Origin of the sequence: Amycolatopsis sp. NPDC051371 (genome assembly GCF_040682155.1) — a bacterium.
In the GTDB taxonomy this organism is placed as follows: domain Bacteria; phylum Actinomycetota; class Actinomycetes; order Mycobacteriales; family Pseudonocardiaceae; genus Amycolatopsis.
In genome coordinates this window covers 1-20,717 of the sequence record NZ_JBFBAG010000064.1, presented here as the reverse complement: position 1 = coordinate 20,717, position 20,717 = coordinate 1, and the positions used below count along the sequence as shown (strand labels likewise).

At 67.1% G+C, this 20,717-nt stretch carries 19 protein-coding genes; 11 read left to right on the top strand and 8 right to left on the bottom strand.

All coding sequences use genetic code 11. The annotated features are described in order from the left end of the window. Positions 1–26: 26 nt before the first annotated feature. Positions 27–1,055 (bottom strand): zinc-binding dehydrogenase, encoded by a 1,029-nt coding sequence (locus AB0M59_RS47300; RefSeq protein ID WP_364628879.1) that lies wholly within the window; start codon positions 1,053–1,055, stop codon positions 27–29. 379 nt (positions 1,056–1,434) lie between these two features. Here AB0M59_RS47300 and AB0M59_RS47295 point away from each other — a divergent pair, with 379 nt between their 5' ends. The 9 genes from AB0M59_RS47295 to AB0M59_RS47255 all read left to right on the top strand — a co-directional run bounded on the left by AB0M59_RS47295 (position 1,435) and on the right by AB0M59_RS47255 (position 10,986). Next, entirely contained in the window at positions 1,435–2,877 is a 1,443-nt protein-coding gene (locus AB0M59_RS47295; RefSeq protein WP_364628876.1) for an MFS transporter, read from the top strand. 60 nt (positions 2,878–2,937) lie between these two features. After that, a complete protein-coding gene (locus AB0M59_RS47290) occupies positions 2,938–3,822 on the top strand; it encodes an ABC transporter permease (RefSeq protein WP_364628873.1) in 885 nt (294 codons plus the stop codon). Positions 3,823–3,836: 14 nt separating this feature from the next. Next, complete coding sequence (locus AB0M59_RS47285) at positions 3,837–4,853, top strand: ABC transporter substrate-binding protein (protein WP_364628870.1); 1,017 nt, start codon at positions 3,837–3,839, stop codon at positions 4,851–4,853. Beyond that, the gene (locus tag AB0M59_RS47280) at positions 4,844–5,737 is read left to right on the top strand and encodes an ABC transporter ATP-binding protein (protein WP_364628867.1); all 894 of its coding nucleotides are present in this window, start codon (positions 4,844–4,846) and stop codon (positions 5,735–5,737) included. The genes AB0M59_RS47285 and AB0M59_RS47280 overlap by 10 nt, the downstream gene beginning before the upstream one ends. 53 nt (positions 5,738–5,790) lie before the next feature. After that, positions 5,791–7,272 carry an aldehyde dehydrogenase gene (locus AB0M59_RS47275; protein ID WP_364628864.1) on the top strand — a complete coding sequence of 494 codons (1,482 nt, stop codon included), beginning with the start codon at positions 5,791–5,793 and terminating at the stop codon, positions 7,270–7,272. A gap of 89 nt (positions 7,273–7,361) precedes the next feature. Further along, on the top strand, positions 7,362–8,126 hold the full coding sequence (locus AB0M59_RS47270) for an SDR family NAD(P)-dependent oxidoreductase (protein WP_364628861.1): 765 nt from the start codon (positions 7,362–7,364) through the stop codon (positions 8,124–8,126). A gap of 39 nt (positions 8,127–8,165) precedes the next feature. Further along, positions 8,166–8,843: an aspartate/glutamate racemase family protein gene (locus AB0M59_RS47265; protein ID WP_364628858.1), complete on the top strand. Its 678-nt coding sequence runs from the start codon at positions 8,166–8,168 to the stop codon at positions 8,841–8,843. A 41-nt stretch (positions 8,844–8,884) separates the two neighbouring features. After that, on the top strand, positions 8,885–10,141 hold the full coding sequence (locus AB0M59_RS47260; RefSeq protein ID WP_364628856.1) for a four-carbon acid sugar kinase family protein: 1,257 nt from the start codon (positions 8,885–8,887) through the stop codon (positions 10,139–10,141). After that, a complete protein-coding gene (locus AB0M59_RS47255) occupies positions 10,138–10,986 on the top strand; it encodes a class II fructose-bisphosphate aldolase (RefSeq protein ID WP_364628854.1) in 849 nt (282 codons plus the stop codon). The genes AB0M59_RS47260 and AB0M59_RS47255 overlap by 4 nt, the downstream gene beginning before the upstream one ends. A 147-nt stretch (positions 10,987–11,133) precedes the next feature. On the opposite strand, the gene AB0M59_RS47250 is transcribed toward AB0M59_RS47255, so the two are convergent. The 7 genes from AB0M59_RS47250 to AB0M59_RS47220 all read right to left on the bottom strand — a co-directional run bounded on the left by AB0M59_RS47250 (position 11,134) and on the right by AB0M59_RS47220 (position 18,146). Next, positions 11,134–12,582, bottom strand: coding sequence for an MmgE/PrpD family protein (locus AB0M59_RS47250; RefSeq protein WP_364628851.1), 1,449 nt, complete (start codon positions 12,580–12,582; stop codon positions 11,134–11,136). 11 nt (positions 12,583–12,593) lie between these two features. Next, the gene (locus AB0M59_RS47245; protein ID WP_364628849.1) at positions 12,594–13,394 is read right to left on the bottom strand and encodes an MFS transporter; all 801 of its coding nucleotides are present in this window, start codon (positions 13,392–13,394) and stop codon (positions 12,594–12,596) included. Beyond that, positions 13,340–13,942, bottom strand: a complete 603-nt coding sequence (locus tag AB0M59_RS47240) for an MFS transporter (RefSeq protein WP_364628847.1) — start codon at positions 13,940–13,942, stop codon at positions 13,340–13,342. Before AB0M59_RS47240 ends, AB0M59_RS47245 begins: the two co-directional genes overlap by 55 nt. A gap of 62 nt (positions 13,943–14,004) precedes the next feature. Further along, entirely contained in the window at positions 14,005–14,991 is a 987-nt protein-coding gene (locus tag AB0M59_RS47235) for a 2-dehydropantoate 2-reductase (protein ID WP_364628844.1), read from the bottom strand. A gap of 28 nt (positions 14,992–15,019) precedes the next feature. Continuing rightward, positions 15,020–15,811 carry an aldolase/citrate lyase family protein gene (locus tag AB0M59_RS47230; protein WP_364628841.1) on the bottom strand — a complete coding sequence of 264 codons (792 nt, stop codon included), beginning with the start codon at positions 15,809–15,811 and terminating at the stop codon, positions 15,020–15,022. A gap of 32 nt (positions 15,812–15,843) precedes the next feature. Then, positions 15,844–17,295, bottom strand: a complete 1,452-nt coding sequence (locus AB0M59_RS47225) for an aldehyde dehydrogenase family protein (RefSeq protein ID WP_364628838.1) — start codon at positions 17,293–17,295, stop codon at positions 15,844–15,846. Positions 17,296–17,321: 26 nt separating this feature from the next. Continuing rightward, positions 17,322–18,146, bottom strand: a complete 825-nt coding sequence (locus tag AB0M59_RS47220) for an SDR family oxidoreductase (RefSeq protein WP_364628836.1) — start codon at positions 18,144–18,146, stop codon at positions 17,322–17,324. Positions 18,147–18,235: 89 nt separating this feature from the next. Between AB0M59_RS47220 and AB0M59_RS47215 the strand changes: the two genes are divergently transcribed. Next, positions 18,236–19,075, top strand: coding sequence for a hypothetical protein (locus AB0M59_RS47215; protein ID WP_364628834.1), 840 nt, complete (start codon positions 18,236–18,238; stop codon positions 19,073–19,075). A 142-nt stretch (positions 19,076–19,217) separates the two neighbouring features. Beyond that, positions 19,218–19,997 carry an IclR family transcriptional regulator gene (locus AB0M59_RS47210; protein ID WP_364628831.1) on the top strand — a complete coding sequence of 260 codons (780 nt, stop codon included), beginning with the start codon at positions 19,218–19,220 and terminating at the stop codon, positions 19,995–19,997. The last annotated feature ends 720 nt before the right edge of the window (positions 19,998–20,717 follow it).

The following is a 20,717-nucleotide window of genomic DNA, read 5'->3' as shown; positions in this document are numbered from 1 at the left end:
CCTCTCACGTGGCGTTCGGCAAGCGGTCAGTCGAAGAGGAAGACGCCTTTGCCGATCCGGCGCTGGTCGAACAGCTCGTAGGCGTGCTCCGCCTCGTCCAGCCGGAACTCGTTCGTGAACAGCGACTCCACGTCCAGACCGCGCTCGGCCACGAACAGAGCGCATTCCTCCTGCAGGTTCTTGCTGAAGGTAAGCGTTCCCACAACGGTCTTCTGCAGCTGAATGAGTTCCTCGCTGTCCAGCTCGACCTTGCCTAAGACGCCGACCATGCACGCGGTTCCCCAGCGCCGGAGCGCTTGGACCGACTGCTGCCGCACCGCGGCGTTGGCACTGCACTCGATCGACTTGTCCGCGCCTTCGCCGTCGCGGGTCAGTGCACGAACAGCGGCCACGGAGTCCTGCTCCCGGGCGTCGACGACGTGGTCGGCGCCGAAACGTTCGGCCATCGCCAGCCGAGAGGGCTCGACGTCGATCGCGATGACCCGAGCACCGAAAGCCTTGGCCAGCATGGTGCAGCTCAAGCCCACGGGCCCCTGCCCGAATACTGCCACGGTGTCGTCGGCGGATAGGCCGACCCGCTTGATCGCCCCGAAGGCGGTCCCGGTGCCACAAGAGATGGCTGCACCGGTCTTGAACGAGAGCGAGTCGGGCAACCTGATGAGCGTGTGCGCGGGAACCTTCATGAAGTCCGCGTGGCCACCGTCGCCGTCCAGCCCGCCGTACACCGTGCGCGCCTTCGGGCAGTACTGCGTCCAGCCCGACCGGCAGTACCGGCAGGTACGGCACCCGTCGTAGTGGTGGACCATCACGCGGTCGCCGACTTTGGCCTCGCTGGGCCGCACGGCGTCACCGACGAGCTCGACGACCCCACACGGCTCGTGCCCTTCGATCACCAGCTCGGTTGCGGTGCGCGGCGGGCCGTGGAGGTGGTTGAGGTCGCTCCCGCACATGCCGGAGGCCTTCATCCGGATGACGACTTCGTCCGGACCGGGCACCGGGTCGGGCAGCTCGCGGACGTCGAGCTTGCCTTCACCCAGGAAGAGAACAGCTTTCACGTTCAACGCTCCTCAATCGAGACGCCGTCGGCGGAGCCTCGACTATTGACGATGTCCCATAATACAGGATATCGTCAAGCACCGCCGCGAGGAGCCGTGCGCCGTCGCTGCCGAACCACCGCCAGGTCGCGCCACCGCGTCGAGGCGGTGCCGGCAGTTCATCTTGATCGAGAACGAGACGGTCCAACCGCCAAGAAGGGCTGCTCACCAACACACCGTCGTGTTCGCGCCGTTGCGCACCGAACACCAAGCCAAAGGTAGTCAGACGCATGACCGGACAATGTCGATCGAACCCATGCGGAACCGCACATCCAGCCCGGCCGACCGTCACCGGTCCCGGCTCCGCGTCGGCCCCGGCGCGGCTCGGAGGTGCCGGCCGATGACCACGAACGCCAGCGCGGGCCTGAGGCTCGACAACCTTCCGATCGGCAAGTTCCATCGTCGCTTGGCGCTCCTGGTCGGCCTCGGCATGTTCTTCGACTCGTTCGACAACACGCTTTCCGCCGCGGTGCTGGCATCGATGCTGCCCACCGGCTTCTCGACACTCGAGCTGAACTCGCTCTTCTTGTCGGTGACGTTCGCCGGCCTCGCGATCGGAGCAGCTTTCGCCGGCTGGCTCAGCGATCGGGTGGGGCGTGCCTTCGCCTTCCAGTTCAGTCTGGCACTGTTCGGGGGCCTGGCCCTGCTCGCGGCGATGGCACCGTCGATGCCGGTGCTCATCGCCCTGCGCGGCGTGATGAGCATCGGCCTGGGGGCCGAGTACGTCATCTGCTACGGCATGATCACCGAATTCATCCCGCGTCGCCGTCGCGGCCGGTACCTGGGCCTGCTCGGGATCTTCGGCGGGCTCGGCGTTTCCCTGTCGTCGATCCTCGGCTGGGTGGTCATCCCCGCGTTCTCCTGGCGCGGGATGTTCGTCATCGGCGGCGTGGGCTCGCTGATCGCCTGGTGGCTGCGCCGCGGGATGCCGGAGTCCCCGCGTTGGCTGGAGTCGCGCGGGCGGCACGGCGAAGCCGAAGCCGTCATCCGGAGCATCGAGAGGGAGTCCGGCGTCACCAATCCGACGGGCAGCCCGGCTCCGGTCGCGCCCCAGGCGGCCGGCGCAGCGGACGAGAAGGCCGAGTGGGTGCCGGTCACCGTGCTGTTCTCCCGCCCGGTCATCCGGCGGACCTTGATGGCCCTGATCTTGACCGTCACCTGCCTGTTCGGCTCTTACGCCGTCACCGGCTGGATGCCCACGTTTTTTGTGAAGCAGGGCATGACCGTGTCGAAGTCCCTCGGGTTCAACGCGGCCATCATGGCGGGCTACGTCGCGGGACCGCTGCTGTGCATGTTCATCGTTGACCGCCTCGGGCGGAGCCGCAGCATCGTGATGTTCGGGACGCTCGCGGCAATCTTCGCCGGCCTCTACCCGTTCATGAAAGCGCCCGCGCTGGTCATCGCCATCGGCTTCGTCCTGGTGGCCACGGTCGCTTCGTTCCTCACCCTGGGGCTGGGAACGACTCCGGAGTTCTTCCCGACCGCTTTCCGCTTCCGCGGCGGCGGCTTCGCGCAGACCGTCGGCCGCATCTGCCTGATCTTCTCCCCCTTCCTCGTCCTGTGGCTGTTCAACAGTTATGGCGTCGTCGGCGTGATCCTGGCCGTCTCGGGCATGTACATCGTCATCACCCTGCTCAACGCCTTCGCCGGGGTGGACACCTCTCGCGAGGCGCTGGCGCAGATTTCCCCGGACGGCGACGCCGAGGACGCTCCCGCCGCGGCTTCCAGCCCCGCGCCGGTCGGCTCGTCCCACACCCCTCGACCGGATGACTCCCGAGGCTGAACCTCACCGCTCCCGGCCGAGTGCGCCGCCCACAGCTCGTCTATCAATGGAGATCGTTCAATGGCCAACACAAGCCCCCCGGTCGAGACGACCAGGCCCGGCGCGGGGACCACAGTGACGACGAAGGACATTCTTTCCTCGGAGTCCCGGCGTGGCCGGGGCAGGAGGCAGACGCTCGCGTCGGTCGGCTGGGCCGCGCTGCCGCTCATGACTTTCGTGATCATCGTCCTGCTCTGGGCCGCGATCGTGGAAGTGTTCGACGTCCCGTCCTATCTGCTGCCCGGCCCGCTGGCGGTTCTCGATCGAATGTTCGCCGAGCGGGACAACCTGCTCACGCAGGCGGTACCCACCTTGCAGGCGCTCGGAATCGGCCTGCTGCTGTGTCTCGTGATCAGCATCCCGGCCGGCCTCGTCATCGCGCTTTCGAAGGTGGCCAAGCGGACGATCTACCCCGTCGTCATGCTGATGCAGCTCGTGCCCAAGATCGCCATCGCTCCCCTTCTCCTCGTCTGGTTGGGCTTCAGCGTCCAGACGAAGGTCAGCCTGGTCGTCCTCATCGCGTTCTTCCCGCTGCTCATGTCGAGCATCGCCGGTTTCGTCAGCCTGGACGACAGGCTCCTGTACCTGACCCGCTCCATGGGGGCCTCGAAGATGCAGACGTTCTGGCGACTCCGGATGCCCGCCGCCCTCCCCATCATCTTCTCCGGCATCAAGACGTGCGCGACGATCGCCATCACCGGCGCGCTGGTCGCGGAGTTCCTCGGGTCCAACGAGGGCCTCGGTTACGCACTCCTGCGAGCCGGATCGCAGCTGGACACCACTTACATCTTCGCGATCCTCGTGGTCCTCACCGTGATCGGTATCGCCATCAACTATCTGATCGAGGCACTCGAGTGGTGGCTGACCCCCTGGGAGCGTCACCAAAAGAACCAGGGAAAGAAATAGAGGTAGGCCGAACCATGAACATCAAGACAGCGGTAACTTCGACGCTGAGCGTCGCTTCTCTCCTGCTCCTCAGCGCCTGCGGTGGAGGTTCGTCGCAGGCGGGAAGCGGCGGGCCGGGGGAAACGTTCCAACTGCATTGGTCCTGGTCGCCTTCGACCGCCGGCTTCGCCGTCGCGCAGGACAAGCACCTGTACCAGAACGACGGGCTGAACCTGTCCATCACTCCTGGCAAGGGGTCCGGCACCGCGGTGCAACTGGTCTCCACCGGCAAGGCGGACATGGGCATCGCGGATTCCGTGGCGATCACCCAGGCGGTCCAGCAGGGCGCGCCGTTGCTCGTGGTCGCGACCATCAACCAGGAAACCAACACGGCCATGCAGGTCCTCGACTCCTCCGGAATCAAGACCATCGCCGACCTCAAGGGCAAATCGGTCGCCGTCCCGCCAGGCGGCGCATACTCCTTCCTCTTCCCCATCTTCCTGCAGTCCCGGGGGCTGACCGAAAACGATGTGAAGATCACCACCATGCCGTTCGAATCGATGGTGCCCTCGCTCATCGCCGGCCGGGTCGACGCGATCGTCGGCGGACAGGACTCCCACGTCGCCCTCGCGGCCCAAGGAACGAAGTTCACCGACTTCCCGTTCGGCCAGAACGGCGTCAACGCCGCGGCACACTCGATCTTCACGACGAAAAGCTACGCCTCGAACAACAGCGACGTCGTGAAGAAGGTCGTCGCCGCCAGCCTGCAAGGGTGGAGTGATGCGCGGGCCAATCCGCAGGAAGCACTCGCCGACATCAAGAAACTGGCGCCCGACACGGTCGAGAACAACGCGCGAGAGGAACTGAATGTCCTGCTTCCGCTCCTGTGCGCAGGCAGCGCGAAGTACATCGGACTCACGTCCCCGGAGCGGTGGCAGCAGACTGTTTCCCTCCTCCAGCGCGCGAAGCTCGTGACGAACGCTCCCGACCCGAAAACGTTCGTGTCCTACGACTACCTTCCGCCGCAAAGCGCGCTGAAGCCTTGCAACTGAACGCCGTCGGAAAAGGGAAAATCGTGAAGGATACAGTGGCCGGAGCGACAACGGGCAGGTCCATCTCCATCCAAGGCGTCACAAAGGTCTACGGACATGGCTCTGCCCAAGAGTTCGAGGCGCTCAAGCCCGTCTCGATGGAGATCAAGCCGGGCGAGTTCGTCTCGATCGTCGGGCCCTCGGGATGCGGCAAGAGCACGCTGATGTTGATGGTGGCCGGACTGCTGCCGAGGTCTTCGGGCCTCATCGAAATCGGCGACCGTGCGGTGACAACGGCGTTCACCGACGTCGGCATCGCGTTCCAGGACCATCTGCTGCTGGACTTCCGGACGGCGTTGGACAACGTCCTACTGCAAGCGGACATCCGCCACATCGACAAGGACCTGCTGCGCACCAGGGCCGTCGATCTGTTCCGGCAGCTTCACCTCGAGAAGGCGACGGACAAGTACCCGCGACAGATGTCGGGCGGAATGCGGCAGCGGGTTTCCCTCATCCGCACCATCGTCCACGAGCCACCGGTCTTGATGTTGGACGAACCGTTCGGCGCACTGGACGCCCTGACGCGTCTCCAGGTGAGGTCCGACCTGGAGTCGCTTTGGCTGCGGAACAAGCCCACGGTTCTCTTCATCACCCACAGCGTCGAGGAGGCGGTCGGGCTTTCCGACCGGATCTTCGTCATGAGCCCCAGTCCCGGTGAGATCATCGAGGAGATCACGGTGGACCTGCCGAGGCCCCGGCCCATCTCGCTCACCGGTTCGCCCGACTTCGGGAAGTACGCGGATCACATCTACGCGCTGTTCGAGAAGATGGGCGTTCTCCACGGTATAGCGCCTGTCGCTCATGGCAGTGGTGCGCAAAGCGCTCCTGCTCGAAGCGCGCAGTAGGCGGTCAGCCGCGCGTCGCGGGCGGCATCGTCGTGAACAACAAGGGAGAGTCAGTGCAGCAGGACCAGATGTACATCGACGGCCAATGGATCGATGCTGCCGGGCGGCAGCGGCTCGACTGCACGGACCCCTACAGCGGTGCGGTGTGGGCGAGCATCCCGGCCGGAACCGCGGCGGACGCGGACCGCGCTGTCGACGCGGCCCGGAGGGCCATGACCACCGGCAGGTGGGCGGCCCTGTCCGCGTCGGGACGCGGACGGCTCTTGCGTGCCGTCGCGGACCTCATCACGGAGAACGCGGACCGGCTCGCGGGCATCGAGGTGCGGGACAACGGCAAGCTCCTCGCCGAGGTGCAAGGCCAGATCACCTCCGTCGCCGAGTGCTGGCACTACTACGCCGGCCTCGCCGACAAGATCCAAGGTGCGACTATCCCCACCGAGAAGGCCCACGCTTTCGCCTTCACCACCCGGGAGCCGATCGGGGTCGTCGCGGCTCTCACCGCATGGAACTCGCCGCTCTGGTTCGCGACCGTCAAGGCCGCTCCGGCCATGGCGGCGGGATGCGCTGTTGTGGTGAAACCGTCCGAATTCGCCTCCGCGACGACCCTCGAGCTCGCACGTCTCGTCGAGCAGGCCGGCCTCCCGGAAGGGGTGTTCAACGTCGTGACGGGACTGGGCGGGGACGTCGGCTCCGCTCTGGTCGACCACCCCGACGTCGCCAAGATCGCGTTCACCGGATCCGACGCCACCGGAATCCGGATCTACCAAAGCGCGGCGAAGTCGTTGAAGCGCGTCGCCCTCGAACTCGGCGGCAAGTCACCGACGATCGTCTTCGAAGACGCCGACCTCGACCTGGCCGCCGCCGGTGTCATGTCCGGCATCTTCGGCGCGGCCGGGCAGATGTGCGCTGCCGGGTCCCGTCTCCTCGTCCATGCCGCGGTCAAGGACAAGCTCCTCTCGAAGCTCATCGAGTTGGCCTCCGACATCCGCCTGGGTGATCCTCGCGACCCGCACACCAACGTCGGTCCCATCTCGACACCTCCGCAATATCAGAAGGTCCTCGACTACCTGGACATCGCGCGCGCCGACGGTGCCCGGTGCGTCCTCGGCGGCAAGCCCGCCGACGGCCCGGATCTGGGGGCCGGGCAGTTCGTGGAGCCGACCATCCTGGTCGACGTCCGCAACGACATGCGCATCGCCCAGGAAGAGGTGTTCGGGCCCATTCTCTCGGTCATCGAATTCGAGGACGAGAGCGAAGCGGTCAAGCTCGCCAACGAGATTCCGTACGGCCTGGTCGCCGGCGTCTGGACCACGAGCATTCCCCGCGCCCTCCGCCTGTCGAAGGCACTCCACGTCGGCACCGTGTGGGTCAACACCTACCGCAGCTACAGCTACATGGTCCCCTTCGGGGGCACCAAACGTTCCGGGCTGGGACGTGAACACGGAATCGAAGCCATCGACGAGTACCTCGAGACCAGAAGCGTTGTCATTTCCACCGACGACGGGCCGCCAGTCAACCCGTTCATCATGCGCTGAACGTCCGTGCCTGACCGTCGACGGCGTCGAGCGCTCCGCAACCGCCCGCTACATCACCTTCCCAGCAATCGTTTCGCAGGAGTCCGCCCTTGAGCACCGCATCAGACACTTCCTCACCGGAGCGGCAGCAGCCGTCGGCACGGCGCCTGGAAGGCCGGCGCATCGTCGTCACCGGCGCCGCCGCTGGCATCGGGCGCGCGGTCGCGCACCGTTTCGCGCACGAAGGCGCCACTCTCGCCCTGTTCGATCGTGATGCCGACGGCCTCGCCGCCACCGCCGCTGACACCGGGGCCACCGCCTTCCCCTTGGACATCACCGACGAAGAGGACGTGGCGTTGGCTGCCGGCAGAGCCGCCTCGGCGCTGGGCGGCATCGACGGAGTGGTCAACAGCGCGGGGATCATGTACCGCGGGTTGGTGGGTGACGTGCCCGCCGAAGACTGGCGCCGAGTCCTGGACGTCAACCTCACCGGCACGTACCTCGTGACCCGTGCCTGCCTCCCGTGGCTGCAGCAGGCACCCGGGTCGACCGTCGTGAACATGGCATCCGGTCAGGGTTTGCTGCCCAACTCGCCGGGTTACACCGCCTACGCGGCGTCGAAGGGCGGCATCGTCGCGCTCACCCGGGCGCTGGCCGCCGAACTCGCTCCCGGAGTCCGCGTCAACAGCGTCTGCCCGGGCATGGTCGACACGGCCATGGCCGACGGGCATCGCGACAACGCCGTGCACTACGCCCTGAAGCGGCTCGCCGACCCTTCGGAGATCGCCCAGGTCATCCTGTTCCTCACGAGCGACGAGTCGTCCTACGTGACCGGTGCCGCGCTCGCCGCGGACGGTGGCCGCACCTTCCATTAGCCGGAAATTCCGACATCGACAAGAAAGACGTGATTCACCGTGCCGAAGAAGATCGCCATCCTGCACACCAGCTTCGTGTTCGTTTCCGTGGAGCCGGTGATCAACGATCTCATCGCCGAACTGGTCCCCGATGCCGAAGTCATTCATTTCGTCGACTCCGACGTCCTGGCCACCGTCAATCGTGAGCAAGGGATCTCGCCGGAAAGCGAGGCCAGGATGAAGCACCTCGCGCAAGCCGCGGAAGCGGCGGGTGCCGACATCATCTTCTCGGCGTGCTCATCGCTGGGCCCGGCCGTGACCGCGGCGGCTCAGAGCGTCCGCACGCCCGTGGTGAAGATCGACGAGGCGATGGCTCTGCGGGCCGCCGGCGAAGGAGCGCGTATCGGCGTGTTGGCGACGGTGCCCACGACACTCGGCCCGACCTCGGATTTGATCGAAGCCAAAGCCGCCGAGATCGGGCGCAGCGTCACCCTCGAGCGACGACTGTGCGAAGGAGCGTTCTCGGCGCTCATGTCCGGTGACCGCGACAAGCACGATGCCATCGTCGTCGAGCAGGCCGCTGATCTCGCGGACAAGGTGGACCTCATCGTCCTCGCGCAGGCCTCGATGTCCCGGCTCGCCGGAGTTCTCCAGGAAAAGACCCATCTGACCGTCCTGTCGAGCCCGCGAATCGGCGTCGAGTACCTCGCTCGTCGCGTCGCCGAGCTTCCCGCCTGACGGGTCCGGGTCAGACAGCCACCAAGACAAGGAAAGACCTCATGAAGACCGTTGTCCTCGATGACGACCCCACCGGCACTCAGTCGGCCACCGGGGTGACCGTGCTGTTCGAAGCCGGGGTGGACCAGCTCGTCGCCGCCCTGCAGGAGGCCGACGCGGTCTACGTGCAGACCAACAGCCGCGCGCTTCCCGAAGAGGAAGCGGTAGCCCTGGTTCGGAGCATCAGGGTGAACGCCGAGGAGGCGGCGACACGTCTGGGCGAGCAGGTTCGCTTCGTCCTCCGCGGCGACTCGACCTTGCGCGGGCACGTCTTCGCGGAGTCGGAGGTCTTTCTGGGTGGCGACGCCGTCATGCTCTTCGTTCCGGCATTCCCCGAAGGGGGTCGCACCACGAACGGAGGCGTGCACTACGTCCGCGTCGGCGAACGGAATCTTCCTGCCCACGAGACCGAGTACGCCGACGACCCGGTGTTCGGCTTCTCGACCGGCGTGCTGGCCGACTACGTCGCGGAGAAGTCCGGACGGCTGGGGATTCCGGTCGCGCTCGAGCAGGTCCGGGCCGGGGAACTCGCCCGGGTTCTCGCCGAGGCGCCTGCGGCCGCCGTGGTCGTCCCGGACGCTGTGGATGCCGAAGACATTTCCGCCATCGCGCGCGCTGTGGACGCCGCCACGGCGGGCGGCCGTCGTATCGTAGTGCGTTCGGCGGCGCCTCTGGCCGCCGAGATCGCCGGCGTCACGAGCGACGGACTGCTCCCCGCGCCACTAGCCGACCGATCCGAGCGTGTCCTGCTTGTCTGCGGCTCGCACACGCGGGGGGCGACCGCGCAGCTCTCGCAGGTCATCGCAGCTTGGGGCGCTCCCGCCGTCGTCGACACGACCGCGGCGCTCGACGCTCCCGTCGACGCGGGACTCGAGACAGCCGCGGCGGCACGTCGGACGTTCGCCGGAGAACCGGTCGTCATCCTCGCGACGGAGCGCGAACGCTCGTCCCAGCACAACACCCTCTCGCACGGCGAGCGCGTCATGGCAGCCCTCACCACGGCGGTCAGCTCCCTTCTCCCCGAAGTCGGGGTCGTCGTCGCGAAAGGTGGCATCACGTCCGCTGAGGTGGCCCGTACGGGTATCGGTGCGACCTCGGCACTTGTCCTCGGGCAGGTCCTTCCCGGTGTCTCGGTATGGCGGATGCGCGCCCGTGATGGGCGAGAAGTCCTCTACGTCGTCGTTCCCGGCAACGTCGGCGGACCGGATACGCTCAGCCGCGTCCTCGACGCTCTCGACGTTCGCGTACCGGCCGCATGAGGGCCGCACTTCACCAGATCGTGCGTGAGAGGCTGGCCAGGTGTGCGGCCGTCCCGGCGATCACCTGCTACGGCGCCTCGACCGCCGTCTCCGTCGTCGAAGCTGCCGAGACAGCCGGCCTGCCCGTCGTCGTGCTGGTGCCGCCACGCCTGCCCGCCGCCACCGAGGGTCTTCGCACCATTCGCGCCATGCGCGCGATCGCGGACTCCGCGGCCGTGCCGGTGTCGGTCCAACTCGACCACGCCACCGACCCGCACCTCATCGAGGCCGCCCTCGGCGCGGGTGTCGATGCCGTCCTCGCCGACGGCTCCAAGCTCCCTCCGGCGGACAACGCGGCCTTCGTGCGGACGATTCGCGAGCTGAGCGGTCCGGACATCACGATCGAAGCCGAACTGGGAAGCATCGCGGGCGATGAGGATCGCGCTATCGCCATCGACCCCGACGCCGCGGGCATGACCGATCCCGGGGAGGTTGCCGAATTCGTCGAGCGCTCCGGATGTGACCTTCTGGCGGTCGCCGTCGGCAACGTCCACGGGCGCTATCGAGGCCGCCCGCTGATCGACCGGTCCCGGCTGGCATTGATCCGCGCCGTTTCGCCGGTTCCGCTGGTCCTGCACGGTGCTTCCGGGCTGCCGCAAGAGGACCTCGTGCGCGCCGGATCTGCGGGCATCGGCAAGGTGAACGTCAACACCGAGCTGCGCGGAGCCGTCCTCGATGCGCTCGACGCGGGGCTCGCCCCCGCACGCGAGGCAGGCGACGACGTCGCAGCACTCACCGAAGCCCGCGCGGACGCCACGCGTCGGCTCACCACGTCGATCCTTCGCAGGCTGGCCGGCAACGGTTGATTGCGGCCGGCTCGGCGCGACCGCAGGCAAGATCGACTCTGGGTCGCCGTCGGTCGGGAAGCTTCGCCGTCGGCACGCGTCAGCACCTGAAGGTGGTGCACCTGCCCATGTGCTCGGCGGATTCCTCGCCGAGCGCATGGGTGGCTCTCAGGACCGCGTGTCGGCAGGGACGAGATCGGCGAACAGCTCCGAGACGTCATCCACCTTCTCCAGGCTGAGGATCCGCTCGGCGGCTCGGTCGATCGCCGCGGGCGACAGGCACGCGCTCGCGTTGGCGCGGAACTTCCTGACGAGATCGTCGTCGCTCGCGCGGTACCGCTCGTTCTCGATCGTCAGCCAGTACGCGTAGTCCGCGGCCTGGCTGAACTCCGTACCGCGGGCCCGAACCCGGACGAGGCACGGCCGGCGTTCGATGTACTCCCGACCCTCCACCACGAGCTCCTGGTGGCGCGTTTCCTCGGCCCGCGGATTGGCCTCAATCGTCACCTTTCGCATGAACTCGCGGACGCTCGGGTTCTCCCGGTTGCCGCGGCTCTGCCAGGCGGAGGACACCGGGATCAGGTGCGCCGCCATCGCGAGGTTGTACGCGAGGTTCGTCTGGGTGTCGACGTTGTGGCGGAGCTGGTCGAACAGGAAGCGTGGCTGGAGCGCGAAAGCCTCGTTCTCGACGTGGACGGCGTCGATCTCGTGCGCGGCCAGGCCGTGGTCCTCGATGAGCTTGGTGAAAGCGCCCAGCGGCGCCTGGAGATTGCCCGCGCACGGCCAGCGCTTGTACATGACGCGGAGGAGGTTCCACCGGGTGCCGAGGGCCTCGGTGATCGCCGCGGTGTGGAACTGCGAGGACCCGGCCATCGCGGCGAAGCCGTGCTCGCCGTCCAGGACGGTCCGGTCGCCCTGGTATCCCAGCTTGGCGAGGACGGCGGCCGTCACGCCTCCTTGCGAGGTCCAGCCCGCCGGGCCGTACTTGGCCATGCCCCCGCCCTCGGGCGTGGAGAGGAACTTGTTGTGCGACGGCACCGGCGCGAGGTAGCCGGCGAGCCCGAGCGCATCCGTCGTCGCGGTCGTCGAGAGGTCGAAGATCTTGGCGGCTCCCGCCGCCGCACCGAACGCGTCGAAGCTCAGTCCCCAGGTCGGCGCGATCCCACCGGTCGCGATCCGCATGGAGTCGAGGGAGAGGCCGACGCGCGAGGCGACCTCGTGTGCGACTGCGACCCCGAGCACGAGAGCCGCACCAGGAGCCCGCTCTGCCTCCGCCACCGCCAGGGCGGGCGAAGTGACATAGGGCGAGATGTGCGCCGGGGGCAGGATGGGACAGTGGTCGGTCGCGTGGATCAGCTCGGCGTTCGCGAAGGCGGCGAGAGCGGCAGGTACCTTGTCCGCGGTCCCGAGGATCGTCGACTCCGAGCGCCCGCCGGTGAGCCGGGCGAAGTCGACCGCGATGCGTCCCTTCTCCAGCCCACCCGACCCGAGCGCACATCCGATGACGTCGAGCAGGATGCGCTTCGTCTCGTGGACGACGTCCCGCGGGAGCTGGTCGAACGTGGTCCGGGAGACGAACTCGGCGAGTTCCCTCGAGATCGTGGACGGTGTCGTCATTCCAGAACTCCTTACGCTGCGGGCAATTCGGTGACTGCCACTGCTGCGCTGCCCTTCCGCGGGCGCACCAACGCGAGGAGGACGATCGCGAGGGCGAGGCAGGTGGCCGGGATGACGAGCCCGAAGGCGATGTTGTCCTTGCTTGCCACCATGCCGATGAGCAGCGGACCGACGAAACCGGCGAACGAGGCGATCGACGTCATGATGGCGAGGACGACGACCCGCTGGTTCTTGTCGAGCATCTCGGTGACGTAGGCCCACATCGGCGGGCTGTACGAGACGATCCCGATCGCCAGGAAGCACAGGCTGACCGCGCCGAGCAATGCCATGTGGCGGAACAGCACCGTGGCCACGAGGCCGGCGACCCCGACGGCCAGACAGGCCATGACGATGAGGCGCCGATCCTTCGACCGATCGGAGGCGCGGCCGACCAGCAGCATCGCGACCGCCGCGCAGATGTAGGGCAGGGCACCGACGAAACCGATGTTGGTCTGCGAATAGTCGGGATTCATCTGCTGCACGACCTGCGGGAGGAAGAACGCCATCCCATAGTTGCCGATACTGGCGAGGAAGGCGACGGTGGAGAGCGCGATGACCCGCGGATTCCGGAACGCGCGCAATGCTGTGCTCAGACGGTGGTCCGGCTGACCGTCACCCGAGGCAAGCGCGGTGTTCTCCGCGGTGATCCGGTCCTCCAGCCACGTGCTCTCCGCCGGCGTCAGCCACCGCGCCTTGCTCGGGCGGTCGGCGAGGAAGATCAGCGCGTAGATGCCGACGAGCACAGGCGGCACGCCTTGCAGGATGAACACCACTGCCAGGATGCGAGCCCGAACCAATGTGCGTGCTGGAGGATGAGCCCGCCGGTCGCGCTGCCGAGGATGAGGGCGACGGGCTGGGCGAACACCATGAACGCAAGCGCCCGCCCCCGGTTCTCTTGGAGGAACCAGAACGACAGGAACAACAGGAGCCCGGGAAAGAGGCCTGCTTCGGCGATGCCGAGCGCGATCCGCGCGATGTACAAGCTCGTCGTGTCCCAGACGAAGCCGGTCAACACGGTGACCAGTCCCCAGGTGATCGCGATCCGCGAGAGCCAGATACGTGCGCCGACGCGCGCCATGATCATGTTGCTCGGGACCTCGAGCACTACGTAGGCGATGAAGAAGATGGCCGCCGCCGTGCCGTAGGTCGCGAGGTCGATGCCGAGATCGGAGGACATCTCGAGCTGCGCGTAGCTGATTGTCGCGCGATCCATGTAACTGCACATGTAGAGCAAGAACGCCACGGGCAGGATCGAGCGCGTTACTCTCGAGGTAACTCGGGATCCGTCGATGACGGGCGGCACCGCTTTACTGGTCGACACGTGTGTGCCCTCTCCATTGAGTGGCTTGCAGCAAAAGTCGAGCCTGATCTCGTCGCGCTCGTTTATTCGTGGTCGTCGGAGTATTGGCCCGTGGCGCGGGCGCGCTGGGTGGCGAGCTCGATCACCAGGTCGAGGTTCGGCGCCGGTACCCGCGTCAGTTCGGCGAGGTCGAGGGGGACCCGGAACAGGGCATCGATCTCCATGGGTCGGCCGGCCTGCAGGTCTTGCGCGATGCTCTGGAGGTGGCCGGACGTCGCCAGCTTGTCCAGGCCGGCGGCGGGATCGCCGGGATCGCAACCCAGGGCACGAGCGATGGCGGCACCTTCGGCAGCCATCGCCTTGGCAGTTCCGGCCACCGCGGGCTTGTCGAGGACGTCTTTCATGGGCGACGCGGTGAGGACGGCCAGCGAGCCACCGACCAGGTTCATGGCCAGTTTGGTCCAGATCTCGTCCCGGATCTTCGGGGTGACGGTGACTTCCAGGCCGGTGGGGTTCAGCAGCGAGGCCAGTGCGTCCAGCCTCTTGTCGGGCCGGCCGTCGGGACGTCCGATGAGCAGGCGGTTGCGCGCGTTTTCGGCGCGAACGACCCCGGGCGCGAGCACGCTGCAGGCGGTGTAGGCGACGGCGCCCACCGCACGGTGAGGACCGACGTGCTCCCACAACGCCTGCCCAGGATCGAGCCGGCTCAGGTGGGTGCCGTCCCAGGTGCCGCCATGCGAGTGGAAGTACCACCAGGGGATGCCGTTCACGACGAACAGCGCCAAGCCTTCCGGTCCGAGCAAGGAACCGATCTGCTCGGCGATGCCGGGCAGGGCTGGGGCCTTGACCGCGACGATGACGATGTCCTGGGGCTCCAGATCGCCGGGCCGGTCGGTGGCGACCGGGTGCGAAACCAGCGTTCCGTCCCGGGTTTCCACGCGCAGCCCGTGCTGCCGGATCGCGGCCAGCTGCTCGCCGCGGGCGATCAGCGAAACCTCGGCCTGGCCCGCGGCGAGGCGTCCCGCGAGGTGACCGCCCACCGCTCCTGCGCCGTACACGCAGATTTTCACGTGCGCTCCCTGTCTCGTGCGTGCCGGATCAGTCGAACTGCTTGCGCTTCTGCGCCGCGGCGGCGGTGAGGAACGAGATGTCGTTGCCGGTGGAGACGTAGCCGCCACCGAGCTCCAGGTACTGCCGGATCAGATCCGGCCGCCCGCCCAGGCCGCCGATGCCCACGGTCTTCCCGTGTTCCCGGCAAGCTTTGATGACGCGCAGGAATGCCTCGTGCACCTCGGGGTGGTCCATCTGCCCGGCGACACCCAGCTCAACGCTGAGATCGTTCGCCCCCACCAGAAGGATGTCCACGCCGTCCACCGCGGCGATGGCGTCGGCCGCGTCCAGACCGGCCTGGGACTCGATCTGCGCCACCACCATGGAGGCGTGGTCGAGCTCGCGGACGGTCTGCTCGGCGGGCAGCGACCGGTAGTGCAGCTGCGGCGCTGCACCCGCCAGAGACCGCTCACCCCAGGGCGCGTGCTTGACGGCGCGGACCGCTGCGCGCGCCTCGTCGGCGGACTGCACGCCGGGCACGACGATCCCCATGGCGCCGGAGTCCATGACCCTGGCGATGAAGGACGGGTCCGGCCCGGGGACGCGGACGAGAGGGGTGACGCCCAGGTGGTTGCAGGCCATGCAGATCTGGCCCGCGGCCTCGAGGGGGAAGCTGCTGTGCTCCAGGTCGATGTAAACGGAGTCGAACCCCGCCGTATGGGCGATGGCGGCGATGTCGACGGTCCGCACGAGCCGGACGGTCATCGAGTACACGGACTCGCCCCGGGCGAGTTTTTCCTTGACCGGATTGCGCAGCAGGCGCGTGGTTTCGTCGTGCATTTCTTCGAAGCTCCTGTTCGACTTGGAAGGTCTCAGCCGAACAGAGTCGGCAACGTCTGTGCCTCGTCGTCGAACCCGTACACGGATTTGACCTCGAGGTATTCTTCGAGCCCGAACCGCCCCATCGAGCGGCCGATGCCGGACTGCTTGTACCCGCCCATGGGAGCGTGGGAGTCCGTGGCTGCGCCGTTGTAGCTGATTCGCCCGGCGCGCAACCCGTTCACGACGCGGCGGGCGTTCGCCCGGTCGCCGCCGAAGACGAACCCGCCGAGCCCGTAGGGCGAATCGTTGGCGATGCGCAAGGCCTCGTCCTCGTCGCGGTACGGAAGGACGACCAAGACGGGGCCGAAGATCTCCTCCCGGGCGATCCGCATGTCCGGGGTGACTCCGGTGAAGACCGTCGGTTGCACAAAATAGCCCCGGTCGAGACCGTCCGGACGCTCGAGGCCGCCGGTGACGAGGTGGGCACCTTCGTCCAGACCGCTCTGGATGTGCTCCCTGATCGACTTGTACTGGGCGGCACTGACGACCGGGCCCATGGTCGTCCCGCTGTCGAGCGGGTCACCGAGGCGGAAGCGGCGTGCCTCGTCGACCAGGAACGGTACGACCTGCTCCACCTGGCTTTCGTGCACCAGCATCCGGCTGGGGGCGTGACAGGACTGGCCGGCGTTGAAGAAGCAACGCTGGATGTTCCAGCGCGCGGCCTGTTCGAGGTCGGCGTCGGGCAGCACGATGTTGGCCGACTTCCCGCCCAGTTCGAGGCACACCCGCTTCACGGTTTCCGCGGCGGCGGCTCCGACCTGCCTGCCCGCGCCGGTGGATCCGGTGAAGGAGATCATGCCGACGTCGGAGTGGCGGGACAGCACATCCCCCACGTCGCGGCCGCGGCCGTTCACGAGGTTGAACACGCCCGGAGGCACCTCGGCCTCGTGCAGCACCTGGGCCAGGAGCGCGCCGCTGGCGGCGGAGTTGAGGCTGGGCTTGGCGACCACCGTGCACCCGGCGGCGAGCGCGTAGACGAGCTTGATCACGCCGGTCTGGATCGGCCAGTTCCACGGGGAGATCAGGGCGCAGACGCCGATCGGCTCGCGTCGGACGATCGCGTTGCCGACACGCGACTCGAAGGGGTAGTCGCGCACGATGTCGCGGGCGACCCTCATGTGCTGGGCCGGGCCGGTGACCTGGGCGCGGTTGCCGACCGGGATCCCGACCTCCCGTGCGATCAGCTCGGAGAACTCTTCGGCGTGGGACTCGTAGACGTCGATGACGCGGTCTATCACCGCGATCCGTTCGGCCACCGAGCTTTCGGAGAAGCTGTCGAACGCGTGCCTGGCCGCGGCGACCGCGCGATCCGCGTCCGCGGCGCCGCCGATGGCCACCCGGGCGAAGACTTCTTCGCGGGTAGGGTCGACCAACTCCACTTCGCGGGGCTCGAGCGGTTCCGTCCATCGGCCATCGATGTAGAGGTGCGGGTACTGCCGCATGAGTGAACTCTCCTGAGGCTGTGGGGTCAGCTGCTGTGGGTGTAGCCGCCGTCGCAGGCGATCGTCTGGCCGGTGATGAAGGCGGACGCCGGCGTGGCCAGGAAAAGCATGATGCCGACCAGATCGGTGGGAACCATGCCCCGCGGGATGCACTGCTGCGACGCCGCGCGCTCACGGCCCTCGATGGTGGGGTTCACGGTGCGCTCCACCTCCGTGGCGACCATGCCCGGCCGCACGCAGTTGACGGTGATCCCGTACCCACCCAGCTCGCGCGCCAAGGAGTTGGTCATGCCGATGACGGCCGACTTCGAGGTGACGTAGTGCAGGTAGTTGGCCGTGCCGCGGGTCACCGAATCGGACGAGATGTTGATGATGCGGCCGAAGCCCGTCGCGCGCATGTGCGCAGCGACCGCCCGGACGCAGAGGAAGGTGCCGGTGACGTTGACCTTCAGCACCCGCTCCCACTGCGCCACGGAGATCTGATCGAACGGTCCCTTGTCGATGCTCGCGAAGATCGACGCGTTGTTGACCAGCACGTCGATCCGGCCGCGCTCGTCGATGACGGACTCGACCATCGTCGCGACCGAAGACTCGTCGGCCACGTCCACCCGGACGGCCAAACCGGTCCCCCCGGCATCGTGGATCTCCTTGACGACCGACTCGGCCTTGGCGAAGTCGAGGTCGGCGACCACGGCGACGGCGCCGGCCGCGGCGAACTGGCGGGCCAGTTCACGACCAATGCCTTGCGCGGCGCCGGTCACGACGACCACCCGCCCTTCGACGTCGAAGTCCCGCGCCGACGCGGGCACGCCGGAGTCATGTGGAGTGTGAGTCAAGGGCGTCGTCGTCATGGGTTGAACATATCCTGTAATATGGGATATTGTCAATCGAGTGACCGGTCCTGCGGTGACGGGATGACATCGACTTCGAGGAGCACGAGATGCGCGTAGGCAAGGCGGCCGAGACCGGCAGCGAGCGGGTCGGGACCATGCGCGAGGGGACGCTCGACCAGAAGCACCTGCTGTTCGGCGAAGACGGCTCGCCCAACAACTTCGACCTGAACATGGGTCTCACCGGCGGCGGTGGCTGGCGCACCCCTCGGCACCGGCACAACTTCGACCAGATCCGCTACGTGATCCAGGGCGCACTCCCCTACACCGAAACGGACGTTCTGGAAGAGGGGTGGGTGGGATACTTCCCCGAGAGTGTCCACTATGGACCCCAGGAGCGCCCCGAAGGCCTGCGGACCATGGTGCTTCAGTGCGGTGGCGCGAGCGGAGCCGGCTACTTGAGCGTCGCACAGCGCGAGGCGACCAACGCCGAACTGGCCAAGACCGGCGAGTTCAAGAAGGGCAAGTACCACTACACGGACGCCGATGGCGTCACCCAGGTCGCGGATGGCTCACAGGCGATCTTTGAGCATGCCACGGGAAGCAAGCTCGAGTTCGCCACTCCGCGGTACACCGACGTCATCGCGATGAACCCGGAGGCCTACGACTGGCTGCCCCAGGGCGACTCGGACGTCTGGGAGAAGTGGCTGGGCACCTTCACCGAACGCGACCTGCGCATCGGGTTCCTGCGCCTGGACGCCGGCGCGGTGTACCAGGCCGGTCAGCATCCCTCGATCGAGATCCTGTTCCAGATCAACGGCCAGGTGTCGGCGGCCGGCGAGAAGTACGGCCCCGAGACCGGGTACGAGTTCTTGGCCAACGAGGGGCCGGTTCCCGTCGAGGCCGTCGAGCCGACCGAGTTCCTGCGCGCGGTGCTGCACAAGTTCTGAGCAGGCCCGGGCAACGCGGGGCACCGCGTTGCCCGGCCGCGTCCCGAGCCCTTCGAGACGCGGCGGTAATATGGGTTTGAGACCAAGGCTGGCCCGTGGCACGAATTGACAGAATCCCACATAGCGGGATATTATTCACATCGTGACCGCGACACCGACCACGGACAGCGCGAGCAGCCTCGCCAAGATGCTCCACATCCTGCAGCTGTTCACCGAAGCAGAGCCCGTCTGGTCGACCGCCGACATCATCGACGCGCTGGAGACGTCCCGCTCGACGGGGTACCGCTACATCAAAACCCTGCACGAGGCGGGCCTGATCAGCGCGGTGCGCAACGGCTACTACGCCCTCGGTCCGCGGATCATCGAGATGGATCTGCAGATGCGCCTGACCGACCCGCTGCTCCTGGCCAGCGAAGGCGTACTCGAGGAACTGGTGGACAAGATCGGGCACTCGGCTCTGCTGTGCACCGCGTTCCGCGACTCGGTCCTGTGCGTCGGCGAGTGCCGAGCTCCGCAGAGCCCGGCGAACCGGTTCAGGCGCGGGCAGCGGCGCCCCCTGTTCCAGGGGGCGATCTCGAAGATCATCCTCGCCTACCTGCCCCATCACCGCCTGAAAGCCATCTACCCGCGGCAGCGCAACGAAATCGAAGCCGCCGGACTGGGCAGCACGTGGAGCGAATTCCGCGCCACCTTGGGCAAGATGAAGAAGGACGGCTACGCCTTGACCGTGGGCGAGTTCAACCCCGGGGTCTACGGCGTCGCAGCGCCCATCCTCACCGATCAGAAGACATCGGTGGGCAGCGTGGGTGTCGCCTGGGACGAGCAAGTGCGGCGAGACGTCGACGTCGAGCACGCCGTGCTCGCCGTCAAGCTGGCAGCGACCACGATCTCGGAGCGACTACTGGAGCAACAGCGCGACTGAAGTCCCCCAAAGGCAAGGGACGATCGCCGACCTTGCCGCCGGCCTGCTCGGCACAACCTGAGCCAACCAGAGAAGTCACTTCCGTTGTCGCGCAACGAGTCGACGCATCGAGCTTCACACCACCGGGATCCGTTCACCCAAGCAGCTCCAGTCCGTGGATGCCCGTGGCCGCCCGCCACACGGCTTCCGCGCGCTCTGCTTCCCTGACAGCGTCGGTCGACTTCGACCGTTGACGAAGTCCCACATCACAGGATATCGTCAATCGGAAACCGCGAGCTGTGTGCGCCATCACAGCCACGGCGCGACACCGACTGAGACAGCCGGATCGAGCAACGTCAACGACCGAGCTTGATCGAGACGGCCCATCCGCGTCGGCAACGAACGGCTCGCCACATACACACCGTTGCGTTCGACGCTGTCAGCTCACGAACATCAACTCAAAGGCGTATCACGCATGAACGATCAATGCCGATCCCATCAATGCGGACTCCCCAACTTCGGCCCGGCCGACCTCTGAGGAGAACTCGTGTCCGACTACTCACAGCCCACACGAGTCTCGACCGCCGCCACCATCAAAGAAGATCCCAGAACGTTCATCTTCCGGCTGACCCTGATCGCCAGCCTCGGGACTGTTCCAAGATCGGTGTTTCCGGCCCGACACGCCGGGCTGAGGTCCGGTGGGATGGGCACTGTGAGTGATGACATCTGAGGTTGTGAGTC

Excerpts from the sequence above, each read along its gene's own strand:
- AB0M59_RS47295 (WP_364628876.1), top strand. The coding sequence starts at position 1,435 with ATGACCACGAACGCCAGCGCGGGCCTGAGGCTCGACAACCTTCCGATC.
- AB0M59_RS47290 (WP_364628873.1), top strand. The coding sequence starts at position 2,938 with ATGGCCAACACAAGCCCCCCGGTCGAGACGACCAGGCCCGGCGCGGGG.
- AB0M59_RS47285 (WP_364628870.1), top strand. The coding sequence starts at position 3,837 with ATGAACATCAAGACAGCGGTAACTTCGACGCTGAGCGTCGCTTCTCTC.
- AB0M59_RS47260 (WP_364628856.1), top strand. The coding sequence starts at position 8,885 with ATGAAGACCGTTGTCCTCGATGACGACCCCACCGGCACTCAGTCGGCC.
- AB0M59_RS47255 (WP_364628854.1), top strand. The coding sequence starts at position 10,138 with ATGAGGGCCGCACTTCACCAGATCGTGCGTGAGAGGCTGGCCAGGTGT.
- AB0M59_RS47250 (WP_364628851.1), bottom strand. The coding sequence starts at position 12,582 with ATGACGACACCGTCCACGATCTCGAGGGAACTCGCCGAGTTCGTCTCC.
- AB0M59_RS47230 (WP_364628841.1), bottom strand. The coding sequence starts at position 15,811 with ATGCACGACGAAACCACGCGCCTGCTGCGCAATCCGGTCAAGGAAAAA.
- AB0M59_RS47225 (WP_364628838.1), bottom strand. The coding sequence starts at position 17,295 with ATGCGGCAGTACCCGCACCTCTACATCGATGGCCGATGGACGGAACCG.
- AB0M59_RS47220 (WP_364628836.1), bottom strand. The coding sequence starts at position 18,146 with ATGACGACGACGCCCTTGACTCACACTCCACATGACTCCGGCGTGCCC.
- AB0M59_RS47215 (WP_364628834.1), top strand. The coding sequence starts at position 18,236 with ATGCGCGTAGGCAAGGCGGCCGAGACCGGCAGCGAGCGGGTCGGGACC.